General features: G+C 61.2%; 13 protein-coding genes. 1 reads left to right on the top strand and 12 read right to left on the bottom strand.

What is annotated here, in order from left to right; translation table 11 throughout:
• Positions 1-90: 90 nt before the first annotated feature.
• Entirely contained in the window at positions 91-327 is a 237-nt protein-coding gene (locus ABCN01_RS00735) for a hypothetical protein (protein WP_342996721.1), read from the top strand.
• 290 nt (positions 328-617) lie between these two features.
• On the opposite strand, the gene ABCN01_RS00730 is transcribed toward ABCN01_RS00735, so the two are convergent.
• The 12 genes from ABCN01_RS00730 to ABCN01_RS00675 all read right to left on the bottom strand — a co-directional run bounded on the left by ABCN01_RS00730 (position 618) and on the right by ABCN01_RS00675 (position 23,096).
• Positions 618-2,684: a zinc ribbon domain-containing protein gene (locus tag ABCN01_RS00730; RefSeq protein WP_343014143.1), complete on the bottom strand. Its 2,067-nt coding sequence runs from the start codon at positions 2,682-2,684 to the stop codon at positions 618-620.
• A 400-nt stretch (positions 2,685-3,084) separates the two neighbouring features.
• Positions 3,085-4,752, bottom strand: coding sequence for a formate--tetrahydrofolate ligase (locus ABCN01_RS00725; protein WP_342996885.1), 1,668 nt, complete (start codon positions 4,750-4,752; stop codon positions 3,085-3,087).
• 144 nt (positions 4,753-4,896) lie between these two features.
• Entirely contained in the window at positions 4,897-5,964 is a 1,068-nt protein-coding gene (gene ruvB, locus ABCN01_RS00720; RefSeq protein ID WP_117735946.1) for a Holliday junction branch migration DNA helicase RuvB, read from the bottom strand.
• Positions 5,964-6,584, bottom strand: coding sequence for a Holliday junction branch migration protein RuvA (gene ruvA / locus ABCN01_RS00715; protein WP_055310211.1), 621 nt, complete (start codon positions 6,582-6,584; stop codon positions 5,964-5,966). Before ruvA ends, ruvB begins: the two co-directional genes overlap by 1 nt.
• Entirely contained in the window at positions 6,584-7,105 is a 522-nt protein-coding gene (gene ruvC / locus ABCN01_RS00710) for a crossover junction endodeoxyribonuclease RuvC (protein WP_022095142.1), read from the bottom strand. The genes ruvA and ruvC overlap by 1 nt, the downstream gene beginning before the upstream one ends.
• Before the next feature lie 137 nt (positions 7,106-7,242).
• Complete coding sequence (locus tag ABCN01_RS00705) at positions 7,243-9,228, bottom strand: NAD(+) synthetase (RefSeq protein ID WP_342996886.1); 1,986 nt, start codon at positions 9,226-9,228, stop codon at positions 7,243-7,245.
• A 117-nt stretch (positions 9,229-9,345) separates the two neighbouring features.
• Complete coding sequence (locus ABCN01_RS00700; protein ID WP_055285739.1) at positions 9,346-9,708, bottom strand: desulfoferrodoxin family protein; 363 nt, start codon at positions 9,706-9,708, stop codon at positions 9,346-9,348.
• Positions 9,709-9,873: 165 nt separating this feature from the next.
• On the bottom strand, positions 9,874-13,338 hold the full coding sequence (locus tag ABCN01_RS00695) for a DEAD/DEAH box helicase (protein WP_342996887.1): 3,465 nt from the start codon (positions 13,336-13,338) through the stop codon (positions 9,874-9,876).
• Positions 13,339-13,470: 132 nt separating this feature from the next.
• A complete protein-coding gene (dnaE, locus tag ABCN01_RS00690; protein ID WP_342996888.1) occupies positions 13,471-17,274 on the bottom strand; it encodes a DNA polymerase III subunit alpha in 3,804 nt (1,267 codons plus the stop codon).
• A 240-nt stretch (positions 17,275-17,514) separates the two neighbouring features.
• Positions 17,515-18,714, bottom strand: coding sequence for an MFS transporter (locus ABCN01_RS00685; protein WP_342996889.1), 1,200 nt, complete (start codon positions 18,712-18,714; stop codon positions 17,515-17,517).
• A 103-nt stretch (positions 18,715-18,817) separates the two neighbouring features.
• Positions 18,818-19,327, bottom strand: a complete 510-nt coding sequence (locus ABCN01_RS00680) for a DUF3284 domain-containing protein (protein ID WP_271732039.1) — start codon at positions 19,325-19,327, stop codon at positions 18,818-18,820.
• Positions 19,328-19,463: 136 nt separating this feature from the next.
• Positions 19,464-23,096, bottom strand: a complete 3,633-nt coding sequence (locus ABCN01_RS00675; protein WP_342996890.1) for a UvrD-helicase domain-containing protein — start codon at positions 23,094-23,096, stop codon at positions 19,464-19,466.

The raw sequence follows: 23,096 nt of genomic DNA, 5'->3' as shown, positions 1-23,096 counted from the left end.
TCTACCCGCGCAAAAGCCTATGATGGGCAAAGCCCGTCGGTATCTACAAGACATGCGCGGCCGACGGTCACAATCGAATCGAGGAACGTCATGGCAAAAAGCAAGCTCATCAAGGACACGACACGTGCCGAGCGTGAGGAGATCATTAAGCTGGCACTCGCGGGCTCCGGCAACGGCAGTTGCGACAACTGCGGAAGCTGCAGCTTGGGAGCCGGCGATCCGTATGGCACCTACCAGCCCTACATTGACGGCGAGATGGAAATCGCCGATATCAACATGATAGTCGCCGAGCGCAACGCCAAACTCTTCGGCCTCCAGCGCGGCTAACGACCTCTTCTTGGGCTGTGCACCAAAAAATGCGCCCATCTACTACGTTTAACCCAAGGGTGCCAACCATAGCCATATTTGTGTTAACAAAACCGCAGGTAAACGTCTTACTGCATTGTTAAAAAACGCTCCATGGTCGGTCCCACCCTGGCAAACGTAGTAGATGGGCGCTTTTCGTGGCGCGGCTGGCCCAGATAACTTGTCTCGGAGCCAATTTGCATCAAAAAGTCCCCGGCGTCGCTGCGTTTTGCGTCACCGGGGACTGTTCAATTTATCCCTCGCGGTCCACCTTACTCATTGGGTACGTACGTAGCCCTGGCTCGCTCGGGCGTTACATCCTGGCCGCAGGAATAGCTCGAGTCGAAGGCGTGCGCCACCAAGTCGTGCGTATCCCATGCCATACAGTCAAACTCGCCAGTATCGAGGACGATGATATAGCCCTTGCCGTCGTAGTAGAAATGATCCTCGGTGTAGTTATCGTCATCGTCGATGTTGTCTTCGGACACGGAATCTATATCCGGCTTTGCTGTCTTAATTGCCTGCTTGGCCTCGCTCTTGAGGGTGTCGAACGAGAGCCCGTGCTGCGCAAGCGAGTCCTCGAGCGAAACCTGCTCACCCGTCTTGAGGTTGTAGAACGCCGACCTCGTCTTCTGCACCGATCGATACGGAGGCTGATAACTGCTGGTGAACGTACGCACGCAAGCGATATCGCCGTCAATCGAGACGATCTCGGCGGTATACATCATGGTCACGCGACTGTCCTCGTCGTCCATCGAGGCCCGTTTGCTCGCGTCGAGCGTATCCGCGACGAGCTGGACCATATCCTTGTTGAACTTGGCGACGCCCACGCCCTGCCCCTTCACCTGGGGATAGGTCCACATAGCCGTGATCTGGCACGTGTCATCGGGGGACGGATCCAGCGGGCCTTCGCCAACCGCAGCCGTAAAGTCGACATCCTGCGTGGCAGAGACGGCCTCGTAGCTCGCCTGCGCATCGTCGCCGGCATCCTTAGACTTCAGCTGCTCCAGCGTCGTGGCCACCGTTGCGATGCTTTTTGCTACAACTTCCTCGCTGCTGAACAACTCAGCGTCAAACTCACGTACTTCATTGATGTCTTTCACCTTCGAATCGTCAATCGACACAGGGCCAACAATGGCGCTAAATGACTTGCCGTCATAGGCGTTGAATTCGCACTCGTAGCCATCATGGGATTGGTTAAAGCCATCAGGGACTTCTTTGAAATTAATTGTCTCCCCATCATGCAGATACCGTTTGAATCCATAGGTACCATCATATTCGTATACGTAAAGCGAGACGCCAGCGCACATGGTGTAAACCTGAGTGTCGGGCTCGTATACCTTCTCGATCTCACCATCGCGATAAGCCCAGACCTCTACCTTGGCAGCAGTGGCGCCATTGTCGTTTTCAATCGGCTCGTCAGAGTACTCAATCAACAGTTCGTCCTGGCCATCGCCGTCAAAATCGATGAGCCTAGCGTAGGCAACACCCCGTGTTCCAAACATCGAAGAATCATCAATCTCAACAGCCTCGCCCTCGCCGTACTTCTTTTGATACTCGAGGATCTTGTCGGTGAACAGCTCGTTTGCCGTCTTGACCGCTGCCCTGGCAGAGGCCTTGGCCTCCTTCTTGGACTGCGTGAGCTCGACGTTCTTGGGGGCGTCCGAGCCCTCCTTGGCGTAGTCGACCTTCATGGTGGTCGTGCTCTTCTTTTTACCCTTGCCCGAGGTGATGGTCATCTGGTACTTCTGGTCGGGCAGCTCACCAAAGTCCTCCATGGCAAAGCCATCCTCGCCATCGACCTTAATGGTGTAGCTCTTGCCCTTGCCATTCGCGGGCGCCAGCTCGACGGTATAGCTCTTGAGCTTTTTGCCCTTACTGTTTTTGGGCAGAATCTTGGTCTCACACGCGCAGACAACATAGCCCTTGCCACCCGAGGTTACCTCGGAAGATGCGCCGATACGCGGCACGACGACAATTGCCGCCACAATGGCGACAACGGCAACGCCACCGATAACGGCAGCGACGATACGGCCCTTGTGCTTGGGTTTCTTGGGCTGCGGCGTCGGAACAAACGGCTGAGAGGTCTCGGCAGGCTCGGTCATAGGAGACCCACAAAAACGTCCCACGATCAAAGGAGGCTCACCAAAACGTTCCCAGATCACAGGAGACGGGACATCCTGAAGAGCGCGCCGTCCCGCAGGGTCGTCCACCGGCACATCTCCTACCGGAAACGCCGCAGGCTCTGCTTGGTCCTCAACGCCGCCCACGCGAGCGCCGCAAATCGTGCAAAACATGGAGCCATCGGGTATCTGAGCTCCGCACTTGGTGCAATACATCGCATCTCCCGTCTCTCATCGCAGCCGCAATGCGCCCGCGAAGTTCTTCCAACTCACCGTACGAGAGAAATCCCCATTCTTGTTGCGCAACATTGCCGCCACGTCCAAAACTATGCCGGTTTACTACGATAAATCGCCCGAACCTGAGCATGCTACTTTTCAAGAAACCAAAACCGCAGGTAGACGAATCGGCCATTATCGGAAAATTCAGATATGGTCGAGGTATACCGATTCATCGTAGTAAACCGGCATAGTTTTGGACGAACGGCCCCATACGGATTGCCTCATTGACCCAACCGCCACAAAATGATCCGTAATCCTTCCGTCCCCTTGGGATCAAAAAGCCCCGCCGGGCCTTGGTAGGCGCGACGGGGCGGACAAGCGGCTATGAGCAGCAGACTTAGAACAGGCCGGTGATATTGCCGTCGTTGTCGACGTCGATGTTCTCGGCCGCGGGAACCTTGGGCAGGCCCGGCATGGTCAGAACACTGCCGGTCAGCGCGACCACAAAGTGGGCACCGGCGGAAACCTTGAGCTCACGCACGGTGATGCGGAAGCCCTCGGGAGCGCCCAGCGCCTTGGCATTGTCGCTAAAGCTGTACTGCGTCTTGGCCACGCACACCGGCAGGTTGCCAAAGCCGTTCTCGCGCAGCTCGGCGAGCTGGCGCTTGGCAGCCGGCGTAAAGTCGACGCCGTCGGCGCGGTAGACCTTGGTGGCAACGGCCTCGAGGGCGTCGGCCACATCGGCACCGTCCTCGTAGGCAAACTTGAGCTCGCTCGGCTGCTCGATCAGGCGCATGACCTCATCGGCCAGGTCGAGCGCGCCCTCGCCGCCCTTAGCCCAAACCTCGGACAGCTTAACGTTGACACCGAGCTTCTGGCACTCGGACTCGATGAGCTCGAGTTCGGCCTCGGTGTCCGTCGGGAAGCGGTTGATGGCGACCACGCAGGGCAGACCGTAGACATTCTGAATGTTGTCGACGTGGCGCAGCAGGTTGGGCATGCCGGCCTTGAGGGCCTCGAGGTTCTCCTCGTTGAGGTCGGCCTTGGCAACACCGCCGTTGTACTTCAGCGCACGAGCGGTCGCGACGACCACGACGGCGCTGGGGCGAACGCCCGTCATGCGGCACTTAATGTCGAGGAACTTCTCGGCACCCAGATCGGCACCGAAGCCGGCCTCGGTAATCGCGACGTCGCCAAAGCGCATGGCCATGCGGGTGGCCATGATGGAGTTGCAGCCGTGGGCAATATTGGCGAAGGGACCGCCGTGGACAAACGCAGGCGTGCCCTCGAGTGTCTGCACCAGGTTGGGTTTGAGCGCGTCCTTGAGCAGGGCCGCCATGGCACCCTGAGCCTTAAGGTCACGGGCGCGGACGGGCTCGCCGGCAAAGCTGTAGCCGACGACGATCTCGCCCAGGCGCTCCTTGAGGTCGCTGATGCTCGTAGACAGGCACAGGATTGCCATGACCTCGGAGGCGACGGTGATATCGAAGCCGTCCTCGCGCGGCACGCCCTGGGCCTTACCGCCAATGCCGTCGATAACGTGGCGCAGCTGGCGGTCGTTCATGTCGACAACGCGCTTCCAAGTGATGCGCTTAACGTCAATGCCGAGCTGGTTACCCTGCTGAATATGGTTGTCGAGCATGGCGGCCAGCAGGTTGTTGGCAGCACCGATGGCATGGAAGTCGCCGGTAAAGTGCAGGTTGATATCCTCCATGGGGATGACCTGAGCCCAGCCGCCGCCGGCAGCGCCGCCCTTAACGCCAAAGACGGGGCCGAGCGAAGGCTCGCGCAGGGCCACGGCGCTCTTGACGCCGCGACGACGCAGGCCGTCGGCCAGACCGATGGTCGTGGTGGTCTTGCCCTCGCCCGCAGGCGTTGGGTTGATAGCGGTCACGAGGACGAGCTTGGCCTGGTGATCAGTCGGCTCGTTGAGCAGTGAATAATCGACCTTAGCCTTGTCGAAGCCGTACGGAATAAGGTGCTTAACGTCGACGCCGGCGTTCTTGGCCACCTCGGTAATAGGCAGCGGCGTGACAGAACGTGCGATTTCGATGTCAGTAGGCATGGGCGGTCCTTTCGTTACCGAATGAGAAAAAGACCAATTCAGCATAGCACGGGCGCGCAATAGTAAAACGCCCATAACCGATGAACGGCGATATGTTTACCCGATGCCCAGCGATAGTCCAACAGCCCGCCAAAACAAAGCGCCCTAAACGGTAGGTTCAATCCCCAGGTGCTCAAAGGTGCGAAGGGTTGCCTGACGGCCCTGCGGCGTACGAATCATCAACCCGCACTGCAGCAAATAGGGCTCATAGACATCCTCGAGCGTGCCCGGGTCCTCGCCCACCGCGCTGGCAAGGGTCGTAAGTCCCACGGCACGGCCGGAGAACGTCTTGGCGAGCGTCTCCAAAATGCGAATATCCATCCAGTCCAGACCGAGCTCGTCGATCTCGAAGAACTCGAGCGCCTGGCGACAGATATCGAGCTCGATGGGGCCGTTGCCGCGCACCTGTGCGTAATCGCGCACGCGCTTGAGAAGGCGGTTGGCAAGACGTGGCGTGCCGCGCGAACGCGAGCCGATCTCGAGTGCACTGGGATGGTCGATCGTCACGCCCAGGATAGTCGCCGAGCGAGTCACAATCTGCGCGAGCTCCTCGACCGTGTAGTAATCCAGGCGATATGAAATGCCAAAGCGGTCGCGCAACGGGCCGGTCAACATGCCTGAGCGGGTCGTTGCCGCCACCAGCGTAAACTTGGGAATATCCAGGCGAATCGAGCGCGCCGCCGGACCCTTGCCAATCACGATATCGAGGGCAAAGTCCTCCATCGCGGGGTACAGGACCTCCTCGACCGAACGGTTGAGGCGGTGGATCTCGTCGATAAACAGCACATCACCCGGCTGCAAGTTAGTAAGGATGGCCGCTAGGTCGCCCGTGCGCGCGATGGCGGGGCCACTCGTGGTCTTGATCTGAGCGCCCAGCTCGTTGGCGATAACGGTGGCCAGCGTGGTCTTGCCCAGGCCCGGAGGGCCCGAGAAGATCACGTGGTCGAGCGTCTCGCCACGGCTCTGCGCCGCCTCGATCAGCACTCGAAGGCTCTGCTTGATATGTTCCTGACCGCAGTAGTCGTCCAGGCGCTGAGGGCGCAGGGTACGGTCGACATCAAGGTCCTCGGGCGTTAGCTCCGAGCCCACCATGCGCTCGCCGTGCGCCATGGATGCCGCCGGCGAGTTACCGGGCGTCGCCCACAGGTCCTGAGAGTCATCGGCTTCCCACATCACGCATCCATTCCGAGTCGCTTAAGCGCCGCGCCGAGCAGATCCTCGACACGCATATTCTGCCCATCATACCCGCTCAGGGCAACATCGGTCTCCTGCGGGCTAAAGCCCATGGAAAGGAGCGCCGCACGGGCATCATCGATGGCCGAGGGAGCAGCAGCGGGCACGGGCATCGCAACCTGGCCGGGAATCACATCGACCGGCACAAAGCCCTTGTCCTTGGCAAAGGTGCTCTTGAGCTCCAGGATCAGACGCTGAGCTGTCTTTTTGCCCACACCGGGCACCTTGGCCATGCCCTTGTCGTCCTCGGCCATCACCAGCGAATACAATTGCCCCACGGTATAGGTGGAAAGCACGGCGAGCGCCAAGCGCGGGCCAACGCCCGAGACGGACACGAGCCGATCGAACATCGTGCGCTCATCCTTAGAGGAAAAACCGAAAAGTGTCATGGCGTCCTCGCGCACCTGCATACGCGTGTAGAGGCGGACCTCGCCGCCGGGCGTCGGCAACGTGGCCGCAGTGCTGCCCGAGATGCCGAGCTCAAAGCCAACGCCCGACACATCGACGACAGCAGAGCTCATCGTGGCCTCGACAAGCGTTCCGTGGAGCTGGGAAATCATCAGTATCCGGTTCCTCTCTGTTGATAGAACTCGCCACCGGTAAGGGCGCGGGTGCGGCTGAGGTTTACGTGGCAGATGGCGCAGGCCAGGGCATCGGCGGCATGGTCGGGATGCGGGTCGTGGTCGAGCTGTGTGAGCGTGCGTACCATGTAGGCGACCTGCCGCTTGTCCGCGGCGCCGGTGCCCACCACAGCCTGTTTGATCTGCATGGGCGTGTACTCGCCAATCTCGAGCGCGCATTCCGAAAGCGCGACGAGTGCAGCACCGCGGGCATGCGCCGTGGGGATGGCGGAACGAACGTTGGCGCCAAAGTAGATGCTCTCGACAGCAGCCGTGTCGGGTCGATAACGCTCAACGACATCCTTAAGGTCATGGGCGATATGCGACAGGCGCACCGCGAGCGGACTTCCGGCACTGGTCTCGATGCAGCCATAGGCACGGCAGCGAACCTCGCCACGCCGCTCCTCGATAATCCCCCAACCCGTATGAGCCAAACCGGGGTCAATGCCCAAGATAACCAAGCCGACCTCCCCTCGCCACAAGCACAGCGCAAGACAAGGCCCCGCGCATCATTCACGAACGTCTGTTCTAGAATAACACAACGGGGTCAAGATGCTTAGTTGAAGTATCGGGGTTGGGAGCGAATCCCATCCCCAGTTTAGTTCTGCGAGAAGAATGGGAACTGTCGGGGATCAACCGGCGGATGCGGCATCGGGCCACCCTGGGGACTACCTTGCGAGCCGCCCTGACCGCCCATCATCTTATCGATGGCGTCCTGAACTTCGCCCTCGAACTTTTTCATTCCCTCGTGCAAACGACGCTGACCGTCCTCAGAGCGCAGCTCCTCCATTTGCTCGGGCGAAATACCTAGTAGCTCGCCCAGCACGCCCATCATCTCGTTTCGCACGCGCTCGCTCGTATCCTCGTCAGCAAAACGGCGCACCTCGGCGCGCGCCAACGAATCGACCGTCATGCGCTCTTTACCGCTGAGTCCCAGATCGGACCACGCAAGCATGTAGGGCCAGGAGCGCTCAACAAACGAACGTGCCGAGACGATCGGGGCCGTCGGCAGCATGCGGCGAGCAGCCTCGCCCTGGCGCACGAGCATCAGCAGCAGCGAGCAGGCCTCAGGCTTGCCGGCGGTCATCGAGATGTCGTCGAAAGATCGATTGCGGTCCACGTGCGCCTCGAGCGCGCCATCGACCTCGCCCGGCTCAAGCCCGCCGAGCAGCTGCGCCGCGCGGTCGAGCATGTCGACCGGACCGTCGAGCGTCGAGAGCGTCTGCGCCAGCACGCGCTCCATACAATCTTCCACCGCGTTGAGCGTCACGAGCTCTTGGGGCACCACGGCAGACGTGCGGTTGCGCACACGCGCCACAAACTCAAGCGTCGACAGGTACACATCGCCAAAGGGCGCAAAGTCGCCCTGGTAGCCGCCGCAAAGCGCCGGCGCCGCCAGCGCGTACTCGGTTTTGGACAGCGGGCTCAGCGCCATCGCACCCAGCTCGAGCGCCGTGTCCTCCAGCATGAGGCCCAGCGTGCGCGAGCGCAGACGCTCGGCATCGCCCGCCGACACGTCGCGATCGAGCACACGCGCCGCATCCGGTGCATCGCGCTCGACAGTGCGAATGTGCAAACGCTCGGCGATGGCGCGGACGGCGGCACAGCGGGCAGCCTCGGCCTCTTCCTGCGCCGGCGTAAAGATACGGTTGCGCCCCAGCACCAGGCCAATCACATTGCGCGGGCCCAGAGCGTCGACGGCCAGCGCCGCCAGCAAAGACGACGGCAAGTCACCCTCGAGTGCCACCACAGCACGCGACGCACCGTGGGCTCGGGCGTTGTCGCGCACGGCGAGCACCAGCGCCTGCCACAGCCACTCCTCGGAACGGAACTCGGGCAGTTCGTGATCTTCCAGGGCATCGAGCATCACGCCGCGCTGAATCTCCTGAACCAGCAGGCTCTCCTCAAAACACGGCGCCTGGGCCACCACGCGACCGCAGTCGTCGAGCACAAACGAACCGCCGGTATACACCGACTCGTCATAGGCACCGACCGGCGCCATGCAGGCAAACCACACGCTGCGCTTGGATGCGATCTTACGGTAGGCGCCGCTGCGAACGGCGGCAATGGCGGCAGTCTCACGGTCGGTCATGTCAAACGCGTTGAATTGGAAATACGCAATGAGGTCAACACCGGTCGGCAACATCTCGAGTTCGCGGTCCAAGTCAAAAATCACGGCGATGCGCACGCCGTCCACGTCGAACACCGGCGGCGCCCAACGTGTGTCGTTGTTCTCGCCACGCTGCAGGGCAATGCTCGAACGCGCCGGCACCACATGACCGTCCTTGAGCATCATGTAGTCGAGCAGCGGCTGGCCCTCAAACGAAACCGCCGCGGGCACGATGCAGATCATGTCAAGCTCCTGGATACGCTCAGCGACACCAGTCAAGCCGGCAAGCATGTCGTGCTCAAAGTCGGCAGCCCCCACCAGGCCACCGGGCATGGCGCCCATAAAGAGCGGAGCCGGAACGCACAGCACGCGCGCCCCGCGCTCGCGGGCCAGACGAGCCTGGTCCTCGATGCGGCCGCAAATGCCCTCAATATCACCCAGGCGCATATCGATCTGTGCAAGTGCGAGCTTCATGGCTCAGCCCTTTCCGTCGTAAACCATCGAAATCGTAGTAAAAGCGCCGGCCGCATAATGCAGTCGGCGCTTGCATGTGCATATGCTAGCTATGATACCCCGAGCGGGGGCGCGCTCCTAGAATGTCGCGGACCACAGCCCGTGCAGGTTGCAGTAGGCATAGACGGTACCGGTCTTGGAGCCGCCCGCAAAAAACGTCGCGGGTTTCATGCCGGGCTCAAGGTAATGGACCTCTAAGCGGCCCTCGGCCTCAAGGGCGATCCACTCAATGTAGTGCTCGGGCAGGCTGGGGTGCTCGACCGAGCCAACGCGTGCGCGAATCACGTGGCCGTCGCGCTCGGTCTCGACAACAGGCACGTGCTTCTCGTGCGCCGCGTCCTCAGTGTTTGCGGTCAGTTCCGTGCAACCGGCAGGGGTCGCAACGTCGTCGCCAAGGGCGGCGATGAGCTTGCCGTCGGGGTCCTTAAAGAATTTCGCCATGATGTTCTCCTTTGCTGATGTGCCAATGTTCTTGATAGTTCTTATGCCCAAAGGCAGACAAACCATCCACGGCATTGCAAATGAACACATAACGGACCAGGCAAGCGGTCGGGCCAAAATGCGTCGACCGTCCTGCCCACTCCAGCAGTCCCACCCCGCGCGCGGCTAGCGCCCGTCGCCGCCGAGCAGCGCCAGAACATCCTCGCGCGTGAACAGTGCCGACGAGATGCCGTCGCCGCCGAGCACGCTGTTGACCAGGTCGCGCTTGGACTCCTGCATCTGCATAATGCGTTCCTCGATCGTGTCCTTGGCGATGAGCTTGTACACGGTCACGGTATGCTGCTGGCCAATACGGTGTGCACGATCAGTTGCTTGGTCCTGCGCCGCCACGTTCCACCACGGGTCGTAGTGGATGACCACGTCGGCAGCCGTCAGGTTAAGGCCCACGCCGCCCGCCTTGAGCGAAATCAAAAAGACCGGAACCTCGCCCGCTTGGAACTGCGCGACCATCTTGGCGCGGCTCTCCTTAGACGAAGCGCCCGTGAGCTTAAGGAAGGCGATGTCCTCCTTGGCCAGGCGCTTACCGATGATATCGAGCATACCCGTAAACTGGCTGAACAACAGGATGCGATGTCCGCCGTCGAGTGCGCCGTGCACGAGCTCCATGCACGTATCGAGTTTGGCGCTCCCCGCCTTGTAATCCTCGTAGTGCAGACGCGGGTCGCAGCAGATCTGGCGCAGCTTGGTGAGCTCGGCAAGCACCTTGAGCTTGTCTTTCTTAAACTCGGATGCTTCGCGATGCTGCACCTGCTGGGCGATGCGGTCTTGGTTTGCCAGGTAGAGCTTGCGCTGCTCGCCGGTGAGCTGCGCCATGACCGTATCCTCGATCTTCTCGGGCAGGTCGGCCACCACGTCTTCCTTGACACGGCGCAGCACAAACGGCGACACGAGCGCTTGCAGGCGAGCGGCACTGTCGCCCTCGGCATGCTCGACCGGGCTTTCGAAGCGCTTGGCAAACGACTCGCGCGTGCCAAGCAGGCCCGGCATTAAAAAGTCGAAGATGCTCCAGAGCTCGGATAGGCGGTTTTCGATGGGCGTGCCCGTCAGGGCAAAGCGCACGCCGGCAGGCAGGCGCTTTGCGGCGCGCGCCACCTGGGTGAGCGGGTTTTTAATGTACTGGGCCTCATCGAGCACCACACGGGCAAAGTCCTGCTCGACGTACTCGTCGATATCGCGCCGCATAAGGTCATACGACGTCACGACCACGTTATGCTCGGCCACGCCGGCGATTTGCACGCGACGCTGCGCCTTGGCGCCCACGATGGCGCACACATCGAGCGACGGGGCAAAGCGCTCCAGCTCGGCGGTCCAGTTGTACACAAGCGACGCGGGGCACACCACAAGCGTGGGCTTAATGTCCCCCGCTTCCACACGCGCCAGGATATGCGCGATCATCTGGAGCGTTTTGCCCAGGCCCATGTCGTCGGCCAAGATGCCGCCAAGGCCCAGGTGTTCGAGCGAGCCGAGCCACTGGTATCCGTCGACCTGGTAGCCGCGCATCGTTGCCTTGAGCGATGCCGGCACCGTAAAGTCCATCTTGCCGAGCGTGTCCAGACGCTCGACGGTACGGCGGAACGCAGCGTCGCGATCGGCCTCGAGCGCCGGCGTGCGCGCGAGCATGCTATCGACGAACAGGGTGCTCGACACGGGAAGCGACACGCCGTCGAGCAGGTCGACGGCATCGACGCCCAGGTCCTCGGCGAGGCCAAACGCGGCTCGAGCGCCCTCGTCCAGGCGAATGATGTCGCCCGACGTGAGACGCGCAAACGTCTGGTGACGCTTGTAGGAGTCCAGATAGATGGCAAGGTCTGCCGCCGAAAGCCCGCTCGCGCCCAGTTCGACGTCAAGCAGGTTGCTCTTGACGGTCGCACGAACCGAGAGCTTGGGCGCGGGGCGCACCGAAATCTGGCGCAGGCGGTCGCTGAGCATGACCTCACCCAGCTCGGACAGGGCGGACAGGCCCTCGGTCAGCAGGCAGAACAAGCTCTCGTCATCGCGCTCCTCAAACGCCAGACCGCCCTCGTAAAAGTCGAAATACAGGGCCGCCGTATCCATAACGCGAAACTCTGCCACCTCGTCGCGGGGCGGCACGCCCGGGCGTTGCTCTTCGAAGAGACTGCCCGGAGCGCCCAGGCTAAAAAGATCTGCCGACCAGTCGCCGTAGGTAACCGTAATTTTGCAGGTCACAAGCCCATCGTCGACGCCGATCGCCATAGCAAAGCTCGGCTCGGGCGCCACGGTATCGAGCGCGGCGGGCGCGGTAAGGTCGGTGTAGTCGCGCAAAATGGGCAGCGCCATACGACAGAACTCCCCCACCTGGTCGACAGCGATATGGATCGGCGTGTGACAGGGCAGTAAGCGCGATAGGAACGGCGCCGCATGCTGGGCAAACGCTACATCGGCGCGGCGCGCACGGCGGGTGTCGACCAGATAGGCAACGTCGCCCGAAGCAAAGCAGTATGCATCGGCCGGCAGGCGTAGATCGTAGCTGCCACCAGCCGCCGGCGCGATTTTGGCGGCAAGGAGCGGTGGACGCTTGGTCGGATCGTCGTCCTCCCCCTGCGGCGACGGCTCAACCGCCACGTCATAGCTACGATGCGTCGTCGTCCCCCGCGACCAGGCGGGCTCAAAGGAAATGGTCCTGCCGCGCAACAGGTCCAGCACAGACACAATGGAATACTCGGATAGCGGCAACTGACGCTCGGCGACAAAACCGCTGCGGGCAAAGTCATATGATGCCGAGCGCGAGGTCGTGATGTCGCTCAGGTAGGCGACCGTCATCGTGACGCGGTCGAGCAGCTTTGTCGACACGTCATCGAAGGCCTCGGGCACATGGGCAAACGTAAGTTTCTTACCATAGGAGAATGTGCCGCCGCGCACATAGGCATCGGCCATGCCGTCGATATCCTTAACCACGTAGGACACCGAACCGCAGCGGATGCGAAACTCGAGCGCCCAGCTAAAGCGCTCGGCAAACAGCGGGTTGTAGTACGGCACCAGCGAGGGCTCCAGCACCGCTTTGGGTGCATTGGGGTCAATGGCGCCGGCGAGCTTGCGACGCATGACCACGAGCTCGTCCATGCGCGCGTCAGAAAGATCGGAGAGCGCCGCCATGAGGCTCGGGCTCGTGGGGACGGGTGCCGGAAAGGGAAAGTTGGGATTGACGGCCGGCGCTTTGGGCGCGGTGCGCGCGGGCTGTTTCGGCTGCGCCGTAAACGTGCGGACCGGCGTGCGCAGGCCTTCGACGGGCTCGGTGCCGCTTGCGTCCAGATACGCCAGCGCCGTGGCGATGGCGTGCTTGCACATGCCGGGGTAGCGATAGGCAGCGGGGCAATCGCAGTCGTAGTCGATCACCTCGTGCTCGTCCATGTCGAGCGCCACGTGCGTCTTGTACAGATCGCCACGCGAACCGCGCACCGAGCCCTCAACCGTCACGTTTTTGGAGAAGCGCGAGCCGCTGTCCTCAATCGACAGCACGGCGCCGTTGAGCATGAGCGAGCGGCCCTTCATAAAGGTGCCGCTCAGCGCCGCCTCTTTGCGAAGCGCCTGCACAAACGTCCCCTGCGCCATCACTTCCTCCAATCCACACGCCAAATGATTTTTCTGGGACGGGGATTTAAAAATCATTCCCCGTCTCAGAAAGACCGATCCTCCGCGCATCATCCAAAATGATTTTTAAATCCCCGTCCCAGAAAAATCATTTTAGATGACTGTCACTCTGCCTTGGTTACCCACGATGGCCTTGGCCTCTGCCAGCAGCGGAATCGAGCGCGCGTTGACCTTAGCCGGCACCTCGGCACGCAGCACGCGCCCGTCCACCTGCTCGATAAAGATCTCTACGCGGTCGCCGCCCGGGTTAGTGGTGAGCACCGTGGCCAGGCGCGCCATATTGCCCTGGCTAAAGCGGCTGTTGGGAACCATGACCTCAAACACCTTGGGCTTGTTGTTCTCCTCGTTGAGCTCAAGCGGCACGATCTCCTGCGCGATGATCTGGTCGCCGCGGTCCGAGCGCTCGAGCTTGCCCTTAATGCGCACAAACGCATCGGACAGCTGTGCGCCGGTCTCGGGATCGACCTCGCCGTACAGGTACCCCTCGGCCTCCTTGTAGGTCTTGGGGAACACCACGACCGTGGCCTCGCCTTCCATGTCCTCGAGCTGCACGATGCCCATGGGGTCGCCGTTTTTGGTCACGCGCTTGGACACGCTCGAGACCATGCCGGCCCACCACAGCGCCTTGCCCTCGGGAATCTCCTGGTTGATGGTGCCGCCCGTAGGATTCTGAACTTCGTAGCCGGTGTCGATCTGCGAGAACGAGAAGTCGCGCGCTTTGCTGAGCGCATACTCAAACGGGCGCAGCGGGTGGTCCGAGACATAGATGCCCAGAACCTCCTTCTCCTGGCTCAGCTTGAGGTGGCGGTCCCATTCCTGGCCGTCCGGATCGGGCACGCTGACCTCGAAACCCGAGCCCTCAACGTCGCCAAACATATCGAAGAACGACGTCTGGCCGCTCGCGCGATCCTTCTGACGCTTTACCGCGGCATCGATGATGTTCTCGGGGTTGTTCTTGTCCACAAAGTGCATCATCTGGCGACGCGGATACCCCGTGGAGTCGAAGGCGCCTGCCTTGATCAGCGATTCGATCACGCGGCGGTTGGCCTGGCTCGAGTCCACGCGCTCGACAAAGTCGTGCAGCGTCTTAAACGGGCCGCCCGCCTCGCGCTCGGCGATAATCGCCTGCGCCACGCCGGTGCCCACGCCGCGGATGCCGGCCAGACCAAAGCGCACGCCCTCTTTGGTAGCCGTGAACTCGGTACCGGACTCGTTGACATCTGGCGAAAGCACGGGAATGCCATCGTGACGGCACGCCGAGACGTAGTGCACGATCTTGTCGGTCTTGCCCGTGTAGGACGTCAGAACGGCCGCCATGTACTCGTGCGGATAGTGCGCCTTGAGCCACGCCGTCTGCATAACCAGAATGGCGTAGCCAGCGGAGTGCGACTTGTTGAAGGCGTAGGACGCGAACTCGAGAACATCGTCCCAAATCTTCTGGGCGACCTCGCGCGTGTAGTTGTTCTTGATAGCGCCGTTCATCCAGTGGTCGTAGGTGGTCTCGTCCGAGCCATCCTCCCAGTGGAGCACCGTCGACGTGAGCAGCTTGATTTTCTTCTTAGCCACGGGCTTACGGATACGCGAGTCCGATTCGCCCTTGGAGAAGCCGCACATCTCAACGGAGATGAGCATAACCTGCTCCTGGTAGACCATGGTGCCGTAGGTTTCGCCCAGGATGTCGTCCAGACGGTCGTCATAGGAGACAGCCGGCTCCTTGCCGTTCATACGGTTGATGTAGGACGAAACCATGCCGGCGCCCAGCGGGCCTGGGCGGTACAGGGCGATCAATGCCACAACGTGCTTGTACTCGGTGGGCTTCATGTTCTTGATCGTAGCCGTCATGCCGGCGGACTCGACCTGGAAGACGCCGGCGGTGTGGCCGGAGCCCATGAGCTTAAAGATCTCGGGGTCGTCAAAGGGAATCTCTTCCTCTTTGATGTCGATGCCGAAGTTCTTTTTAATGTTGGCCTTGGCCTTGGAGATAACCGTCAGCGTGCGCAGGCCCAAAAAGTCCATCTTGAGCAGGCCCATGTCGGCGACGGTATGGCCCTCGTACTGGGTAATCTCGACGCCGCCCTTGGTGTCGAGCTTGGTGGGCACGTGCTCGTTGACGGGGTCACGGCAGATCAGAACGGCGCACGCGTGCACGCCCTCGCCACGGGTGAGGCCCTCGATCGAGAGCGCCGTGTCGATGATGCGGCGGGCGTCGTCGTCCTTTTTATAGGCCTCGGCAAAGTCGGGGTTAAACAGATCCTCTTTGCCGGGTTGTTTGTCGAGCACCTGCTTGAGCTTAACCTTGGGGTCGCTCGAGACCATCTTGGACAGGCGCTGGCCCATGTAGACCGGATAGTCCAGGACGCGTGCGGCGTCGTTGATGGCCTGCTTGGCCTTGATGGTCGAGTAGGTGATAACGTGGGTGACCTTCTCGGGGCCGTAGAGCTGGCGAACGTGCTCCACGACCTCGAGGCGCCGCTCATCGTCGAAGTCCATATCGATATCGGGCATCTCGGTACGCTGCGGGGACAGGAACCTCTCGAACATCAAGCCGTTCTCGAGCGGGTCGAACGCGGTGATGTTCATGGCGTAGGCGACGATGGCGCCGGCGGCCGAGCCACGGCCGGGGCCGACGCCGATGCCGTTGTCCTTGGCCCATTGCACGTACTCGGCAACAATGAGGAAGTAGGCGGCAAAGCCCTTGTCGCAGATGACCTTATATTCGTACTCAAAGCGCTCTTTGATGTTGACGCCGCCGATCTCGCGCGTAGCCCAGTCGTCACCGTAATGCTGGCGCAGGCCCTTCTCGCACTCGCGGCGGAACTGGCTCTCGTGCGTCTCGCCGGGATCGAGCAACGGGAAGCGCGGCAGGATGATGGAGTCCCAGTCCAGCTCAACGTAGCACTTGTCGGCGATCTCGAGCGTGTTGTCGCAGGCCTCGGGGCAATACGGGAACATCGCCCGCATCTCCTCCTCGGTCTTCATGTAAAACTCCGAGCCGGTCATGCGCATGCGGTTGGGGTCGTCGACCTTGGCGTTCATGCCGATGCACATGATGACGTCCTGCACGGGCGCGTCCTCGCGGCGCAGGTAGTGGAAGTCGTTGGTGGCGATGACCTTGACGCCCACCTGCTTGGCGATATCGATGAGCGTGCGGTCCATCTGCTCGTCGGTCAGGCCGTTATCGGTGGTAATGCCGTGTTCCTGGATCTCGATGTAAAAGTCACCGGGGTCGAAGGTGTCGCGGAAGGTCTCGGCCCACTTGATGGCGCCTTCCATGTCGCCGCGGTCGATGTATTTGGGGATGATGCCCGCGATACAGGCACTCGTGCAGATCATGCCCTTGGCGTGGCGGCGCAGGTTGTCGAGCGTCACGCGCGGCTTGTAGTAAAAGCCCTGCACGGCGGCCTCGGAGACCGTCTGCATCAGGTTGACGTAGCCCTCCTGGTCCTTAGCCAGAAGGATCATGTGGTAGAGCTCGGGCTTGTGGTCGCGGGCGAGCGTCTCGTCCGGCGTAAAGTAGACCTCGCAGCCAAAGATGGGCTTGATGACCAGAGGCGGCTTGAGCTCGTCGATATTGCCCTTCTCATCCCACATGGCCATGTCCTTAACATACTGGGCATGCTCGCGCGGGTTTGCCTCGGGATCGGGCTCCACCAGCTCGTCGCGGCGGTCCTTTTCCAAGAAGGCCTTGTCGTGGCTCCAGGTTTTGTACTCGGGCGTGTTGTGGTTGACGGCGTCGCAGGCCAGCGCCAAGTCGGGCACGCCATACATGTAGCCGTGGTCGGTAATGGCCACGGCGGGCATGCCCAGCTCAACGGCACGGTTAACCATATCCTGGATACGGGTTGCGCCGTCGAGCATGGAGAAAACAGTGTGGTTGTGCAGATGGACGAATGCCATGTGATGAGCTCCGATGCGGGTTCGTGTTCTGACTGAACGATTTTACCCCACGGCACGGACAGCACCCGAACCTAGCCAAACCCACACGGGTAGCTAATTTGGGACCTTCAAAAAGGGGAATGAGGGCATCCCGATGCATCGAGTATTACTGGAACCCCGGCGATACGCTGAATGATTTGTGACGAATAGTCATGTCCACCAAGAAGGCTCGACGCTTCGGGCAGCTCGTCAATCGATATATCAATTCTTGGAGACATGTATTCCTACCATTTTTAAAGAAACAACGGCGGTAATTGCTATCGCGATTGCGCCAATAACACCGAGCGCTATCTGAATGGGATATAACCCCAACACATATCCAAATATGGAGAAAAACATTGCAGAAAAGAGAGCCCTTACCAGAGACGCGACGGAAAGGATCGTCGCGCGGAGATCGTCCGCTATCGCGTCTTGGATTAAGTTTTCCGAAGTGATGTACACCACTTCTGGGAGAAAACAAAGCACCACGCTAAGGCCAAACAAACACAGCGGATTTGAAGCGAACCACGGAAGAATCATGAAAAGACCGGCCGCGATTAGCATCGAGCCGAGCATGGTATTTCTTTTTCCGAAACGCGATGAGAAGAAATCTGCTGCAATGTAGGACGTCGCATTTACTGCATAGGATGCACCGAAAAAGATTCCTATTATGGAGACGGGAGCATCAAATGCGTCGAATACCAACTGATTCAAGTTGTAATAACTCCCATAGAATCCATCGAGCATGCTTGTGCCGATTAGAAGAAGCAACACCGCAAAAGCGGATTCTCCAATGCACCAGGTTTCGCGTCTGAAGACCTTGGCCACGTCAAACCTTTCCTCCCCAGAGTTTTTGGAATGGGTCGTTTCCGTCCTCTCAATGGGATACAGAAGGAAAAGCTGCAGGAGATAGAAAACGGAAACGCATACGTAGAGGGCGCTCCAAGATACTTGGGCAATGAATGATCCAAGTACGATTGCCACTCCCGTCGCGATTGATTGCGCGGCAAGCAGCCGAGCGTTGATGGTGAGGAAGCGCTCTCCTTGACCGGCATTTCGGGCAATTTCATATAAAAGTGCTTGTTCGGATCCCGATTGAAGGGAGTAGGCGAGTGCCTCAACAAGGGAAAGCGCGACGAGAAAGGGGCCTGAGAGCAACAGCATGCCAGCCGTATGGAAGAAAAGCAGCAGCACACCCACTTGAATCGAGAACTTCTTTCCAAAGAAATCGCCTATCAGCCCTGTTGGCAGCTCGAGGACGACCGTTGCAATGTTAAACAGGGCTTGATAAAGCGCGATTTCCGTGACAGACATTCCTTTCTCCGCAAGGAAAAGTAGAAACACTCCCCGATTTAAAACAAATCCCGCGAGAACGAAAAAGGCGGAATAGATGTGCAGCTGCGCAGCGGCATTCTTATTCATTTGGCACTTCCATCAACTAATTTAGTCGGGCCACTCGCTACTGACTCGAAACCTGAAGTGTTCGCAGTTGATGTGAAGAGCGGTAAAGCTTTTGCACAGGATATCAATGGAATACATCCGAAGCGTTTTCGGCAGTGTCATCGGCGAAGGCGGGATTAGCCTTTACGCGGCGCTCACCCTCGATGTATTTGACGATTTGATCAATCGTCTGGTTGGCGTGGCTCTTGAGCTTGCGCTCATAGAAGAAGAGGCCAAGCTTGCCGCGCGTGCCAGACGTGTTGCCACCCACACCCTGAAAATCCTCGGTATAGGTGAGCTCGCAGGCACCATCGCCAGCAGGTGCAGCCTCATAGCGCATGGTATTGATGCCCGCCGCATACTGAAAACGGACCTCATAGAGACACGGGTAGTCAAAGTGCTTAATCTTAACCTTGATCGCCGTGCCCTTGGCCTTGCCTTTTGCGGACTGGGCGCGCTTCTCGTACTTATAGCCGTTGAGCTTGTTGCGGCTGGGACGCTTGCCCGTGGCGTTCTCGATATCCTGCATGATGAACCCCGCCAGAGCGTCAAAAAGCTCCTCCGGCGTCACCTTAAGCGTTTTGGTGAGCTGCATGATGACTCCTTATTCGTTTGAACCGTTCGAGCCATTGTACCGCCCCAGGCTCTCCCATGCGTTGCGGTGAAATGCGGACTGTTTGGCGGCTTTTTTGGCCAAAACAGTCCGTATTCCACCGCAAGTTATCTGAGGGCTAAAGGTTGTAGGTGACCACTTGGGGTTCGGCGGGTTCGACGAAGATGGTTGGATCCGGCTGTTCCACGCGGACGAATTTGACGGTCACGGCCTCAAAGCCCGCCTTGTGCAAAACATCAGCGTAGACGCGTGCCTGCAGGGCGTGCTTCTCCTGCAGCTGTTCCGGCGTCTCGTCCGGCGTGCCGCCCGTCTTGTAGTCGATGACCAGCGCGCGTGACGAATCCGCCGGGTTTGTCGCCAAAGCGTCGATGGCGCCCTCGGCATATGCACCGTAGCGAGCGATGTCCTCGTCCTCGCAGCCCAGCGAAAAGAACGGCACCTCGGCGCGAACGCACGGCCATGCGAGCAGGTCGGCACGAACAGCCGACTTGAGCCAGCGGTCCAGAGCAACGTCGAAGCGTTCGCGCTGCTCCGGCGTCAGGCACCACAGGCGCGCCAGCGCATCGGCACGCTCAGCGGGCAGCGCATCGGCACCCATCTCGATCAGCCACTGGCAGGCGGCATGGAACGCCGAGCCCAGCGCCATGGGGTTGCCGGCGGGCTCAACGGCAACCACGTCTGCATCCGTCATCTCGGAACCATCCGACTCCGCATCATCGCCGACCTCGTCCATGGGAACACGCGCCTCGGCGGCACGGTCCTCGGACTCGGCATGCAGCGCCGCGGCAATTGACGAGTAGCTGTACGAATCGCGCGCCGGATACGGGCAGGTGCCCATGCGCACGCCCACCGCCTGGGGATACACGAGCTCAAACGCATCGGGCTTGGGGTCGGCAGGACCGGGAACGGCGGCGCGGGCATCTGCACCGGCACCCTCCGGCTCCGCATCGCCGCGGACAAGCCTGCCCTCGGCATTCAGCGAAGCGTTGGCCTCAAACGCCTGCTCGCCAAAGGAAAAGTCCGCCAGCGAGATGAGCTCGTAGTCGCCCGGCTGGGAGTTGTCGAACACCAAACGGTCGCTATCGAGTTGCGGCATGTCCAGAGCGTCGGTCGGCAGAATACGGCGCAGCACGTCATAGGTCAGATCGGTCTCGACATCGAAGGTCGGCGCACACAGCTTGCCACGGCTCACGCCGGCATCCATCGCCAAGATCACCAGCTCGCGTGCTCGCGTCATGGCGACGTAGAGCAAGCGGGCCCGCTCCTCGAGCGAGAGCCGCAGGTCGTCGTTGCGCAGGCGAGCAAACGCCTCGGCGGGAGAACCCGTCGCACAGACGTCCTCCATGAGCTCCGGCGGCAGCCACAGCGACGTGCCCTTGCCCTTAAACGCATGCTCAAACTGCCTTTTGACGTCATCGCCCTTTACGAACGTGCCGTCCGCGAGTTTAACGCCGTCGAAGCGTGCCGGCAGCGCCACGACCTGTGCTCCGCCCTCGACGCGACCCATCTGTGCCGCACCCGAGGACTTACGCACGCCAAAGCACTCGGCGACCGCCACGACCGGATATTCCAGACCCTTGGACGCATGCACCGTCATGATGCGTACCGCGCCGTCGCCCTCCTCGTTGAGGGCGCCTGGGGCTTCCTTGCCCGCCAAGAAGCGGTCGAAGGCCAGCGCAATGGAGCGCGGCGAGTTACCGAACTCGGCCTCCGCCTCGGCCACGGCATCGAGCGCTTTGAGCACGTTGGCGGCAATGGCCTTGCCCTCGGGGCCGCGCTGTGCCAGACGCACGAACCAGCCGGAAGCATTGACCACGTCGCGCGCGATTGCCGCGAACGAATCGCGACCCACACGACGAAGCGCATAGCGCAGCACCTCGCGGGCGCGCGTCACGAGCGGCAGGTCTTGCAGGCCCGGCACATCGGAATCGCTCATGATGCCCGCATTGATGTTGCGACGCGAGGTCTCCCCCGTCTGCTCGTCGAGCTTGGTCGCCAGCGCCAGGAACTCCTGGGCGCCGAGCGCAAACATCGGCGATGCCAGCAGCGGCATAAGGCCCTGCGCCGTATCGGCCGGATTGGCAAGTGCACAAACCAGGGCGCGCGCCGTCTGCACCTCGGCAGCTTGGGCAAAGACCGAGCCGCCCGCGATGACGCAGTCGAGCCCCTGGTCGCGGAAGGCCTGCGCATAGACATCTGCGTTGGTCATGCGGCCCAGCAGCAGCACCATGCCGCCCTGGGGCTGGCCGGCATCGGCAAGTGCGCGGAACCGCTCCGCGATCGCGCGGGCCTTGGCCTGTGTGCGCTCCTGCGTACTGCCGCCGGCAACAAAGAGGGCCTGGCGACGCGAGGCGTCCGCCACGAGCGTGTCCTTGCGGCCGTCGCTCGCCTCAAGGTCCAAAAAGCCCTGCATCAGTCCGCCGTCATCGCCGTCGAAGACGCGTGCCACGTAACGCAGCACCTCGTCATGGCTGCGGAAGTTGCGCACGAGTTTGACGAGCTCGCCGGCGGGGACATCCGGCGTGGCGACCGTCTCGGACGCCGCCGTCGATCCCACCTTGCGCTCCTGGCGGCGGAACACCTCGACCTCGGCGCCGCGGAAGCGGTAGATCGACTGCTGCGCATCGCCCACGGTGCACAGCGCACGCTCCCCCGCGCCGGTCAGGTAACGGATCAGGTCGACCTGCATCTGGTCGGTATCCTGGAACTCGTCGATCATGACCATCTTAAAGCGTCCCTCGTATGCCGCTCGGATGGCCGGGTAATCGCGCAGGGCCTCGTAGGCCATGCGCAGCAGGTCGTTGTTGTCGAGGGCAGACTGGCCGGCCTTCAGCGCGCGATACTCGGCCTCCACGGAACGGGCCAGGCCCACCAGCGCATCGAGCGCGGGACCACCGCAGGCGAGCACGATATTGATAAACGCATCGGCGGCCTCGGCCTTGAGCAGCTCGACCTGCTCCTTGGGGAACGCCTTGCTCGCCCGCGGCATGGCGCACGACATCATGAGTCGCGCCGCATCGGCCATGGTCTTGCCGCTCGCCTCGAACGCATCGATGGCGTCGAGTGCCACCTGCGCCTTTTCGGTCGCCGCTTTGCTTGCACCCAACGCCGATCGATAGGCATCGGCAAGGGCCGAAGTGTCGGCTTGACCGCGCGCCACGCGCACGCCGTCCATACCGCCCGGCAGCTGGCTCGAGAGCTCCAGCAGCTCGCGCACCAGGCCCTTGATGGTGGTGCCGGCGCCAAAGGGGCCGCCCTCGCCCGCCATGGGATACCAGGCGTAGAGGGCCTTGAGCGAAGCGGCGAGCTCGGGGGCGGCATCGGGCGCCGTCGCGCGGGCCAGCACATGCTCAACAGCCTGATCCATAAGCTCGTCGGTATCGGTGAGCACCGTGAACTCGGGGTCGATACCCAGCTCCAGCGCGTGCGCGCGCAGGATACGCGAGCACATGCCGTGAATGGTCGAGATCCACGCATCGTCGACGGTCAGGGCCTCCTCGTCCATACCCTCTTCGATGAGCGCGCGGCGCACGCGGTCACGGATCTCGGCCGCGGCATCTTTGGTAAAGGTAATGGCGAGCACCTGGTCCAGATGCTCAACGAACGGACCGGATTCGGGCGAGAGCGCGTAGACGATGCGACGCGTGAGGGTAAAGGTCTTGCCCGAACCGGCGCCCGCCGAGACAAACAGCGGACGGTCGAGCGTTTTGACGATCTGCAGCTGTTGCGGCATCAAAGTCGAAAGATCCAT

Origin of the sequence: Collinsella aerofaciens (assembly GCF_039062365.1) — a bacterium.
Classification (GTDB): domain Bacteria; phylum Actinomycetota; class Coriobacteriia; order Coriobacteriales; family Coriobacteriaceae; genus Collinsella.
This window is presented reverse-complemented; position numbering and strand designations above follow the sequence as displayed.

What these genes read in the sequence shown, in the direction of transcription:
- dnaE (WP_342996888.1), bottom strand. Translation starts at nt 17,274, where the DNA reads ATGGCATTCGTCCATCTGCACAACCACACTGTTTTCTCCATGCTCGAC.
- ABCN01_RS00700 (WP_055285739.1), bottom strand. Translation starts at nt 9,708, where the DNA reads ATGGCGAAATTCTTTAAGGACCCCGACGGCAAGCTCATCGCCGCCCTT.
- ruvA (WP_055310211.1), bottom strand. Translation starts at nt 6,584, where the DNA reads ATGATTTCCCAGCTCCACGGAACGCTTGTCGAGGCCACGATGAGCTCT.
- ABCN01_RS00685 (WP_342996889.1), bottom strand. Translation starts at nt 18,714, where the DNA reads ATGAATAAGAATGCCGCTGCGCAGCTGCACATCTATTCCGCCTTTTTC.
- ABCN01_RS00730 (WP_343014143.1), bottom strand. Translation starts at nt 2,684, where the DNA reads ATGTATTGCACCAAGTGCGGAGCTCAGATACCCGATGGCTCCATGTTT.
- ABCN01_RS00735 (WP_342996721.1), top strand. Translation starts at nt 91, where the DNA reads ATGGCAAAAAGCAAGCTCATCAAGGACACGACACGTGCCGAGCGTGAG.
- ABCN01_RS00680 (WP_271732039.1), bottom strand. Translation starts at nt 19,327, where the DNA reads ATGCAGCTCACCAAAACGCTTAAGGTGACGCCGGAGGAGCTTTTTGAC.
- ABCN01_RS00695 (WP_342996887.1), bottom strand. Translation starts at nt 13,338, where the DNA reads ATGGCGCAGGGGACGTTTGTGCAGGCGCTTCGCAAAGAGGCGGCGCTG.
- ABCN01_RS00725 (WP_342996885.1), bottom strand. Translation starts at nt 4,752, where the DNA reads ATGCCTACTGACATCGAAATCGCACGTTCTGTCACGCCGCTGCCTATT.
- ABCN01_RS00675 (WP_342996890.1), bottom strand. Translation starts at nt 23,096, where the DNA reads ATGGATCTTTCGACTTTGATGCCGCAACAGCTGCAGATCGTCAAAACG.
- ABCN01_RS00705 (WP_342996886.1), bottom strand. Translation starts at nt 9,228, where the DNA reads ATGAAGCTCGCACTTGCACAGATCGATATGCGCCTGGGTGATATTGAG.
- ruvB (WP_117735946.1), bottom strand. Translation starts at nt 5,964, where the DNA reads ATGTGGGAAGCCGATGACTCTCAGGACCTGTGGGCGACGCCCGGTAAC.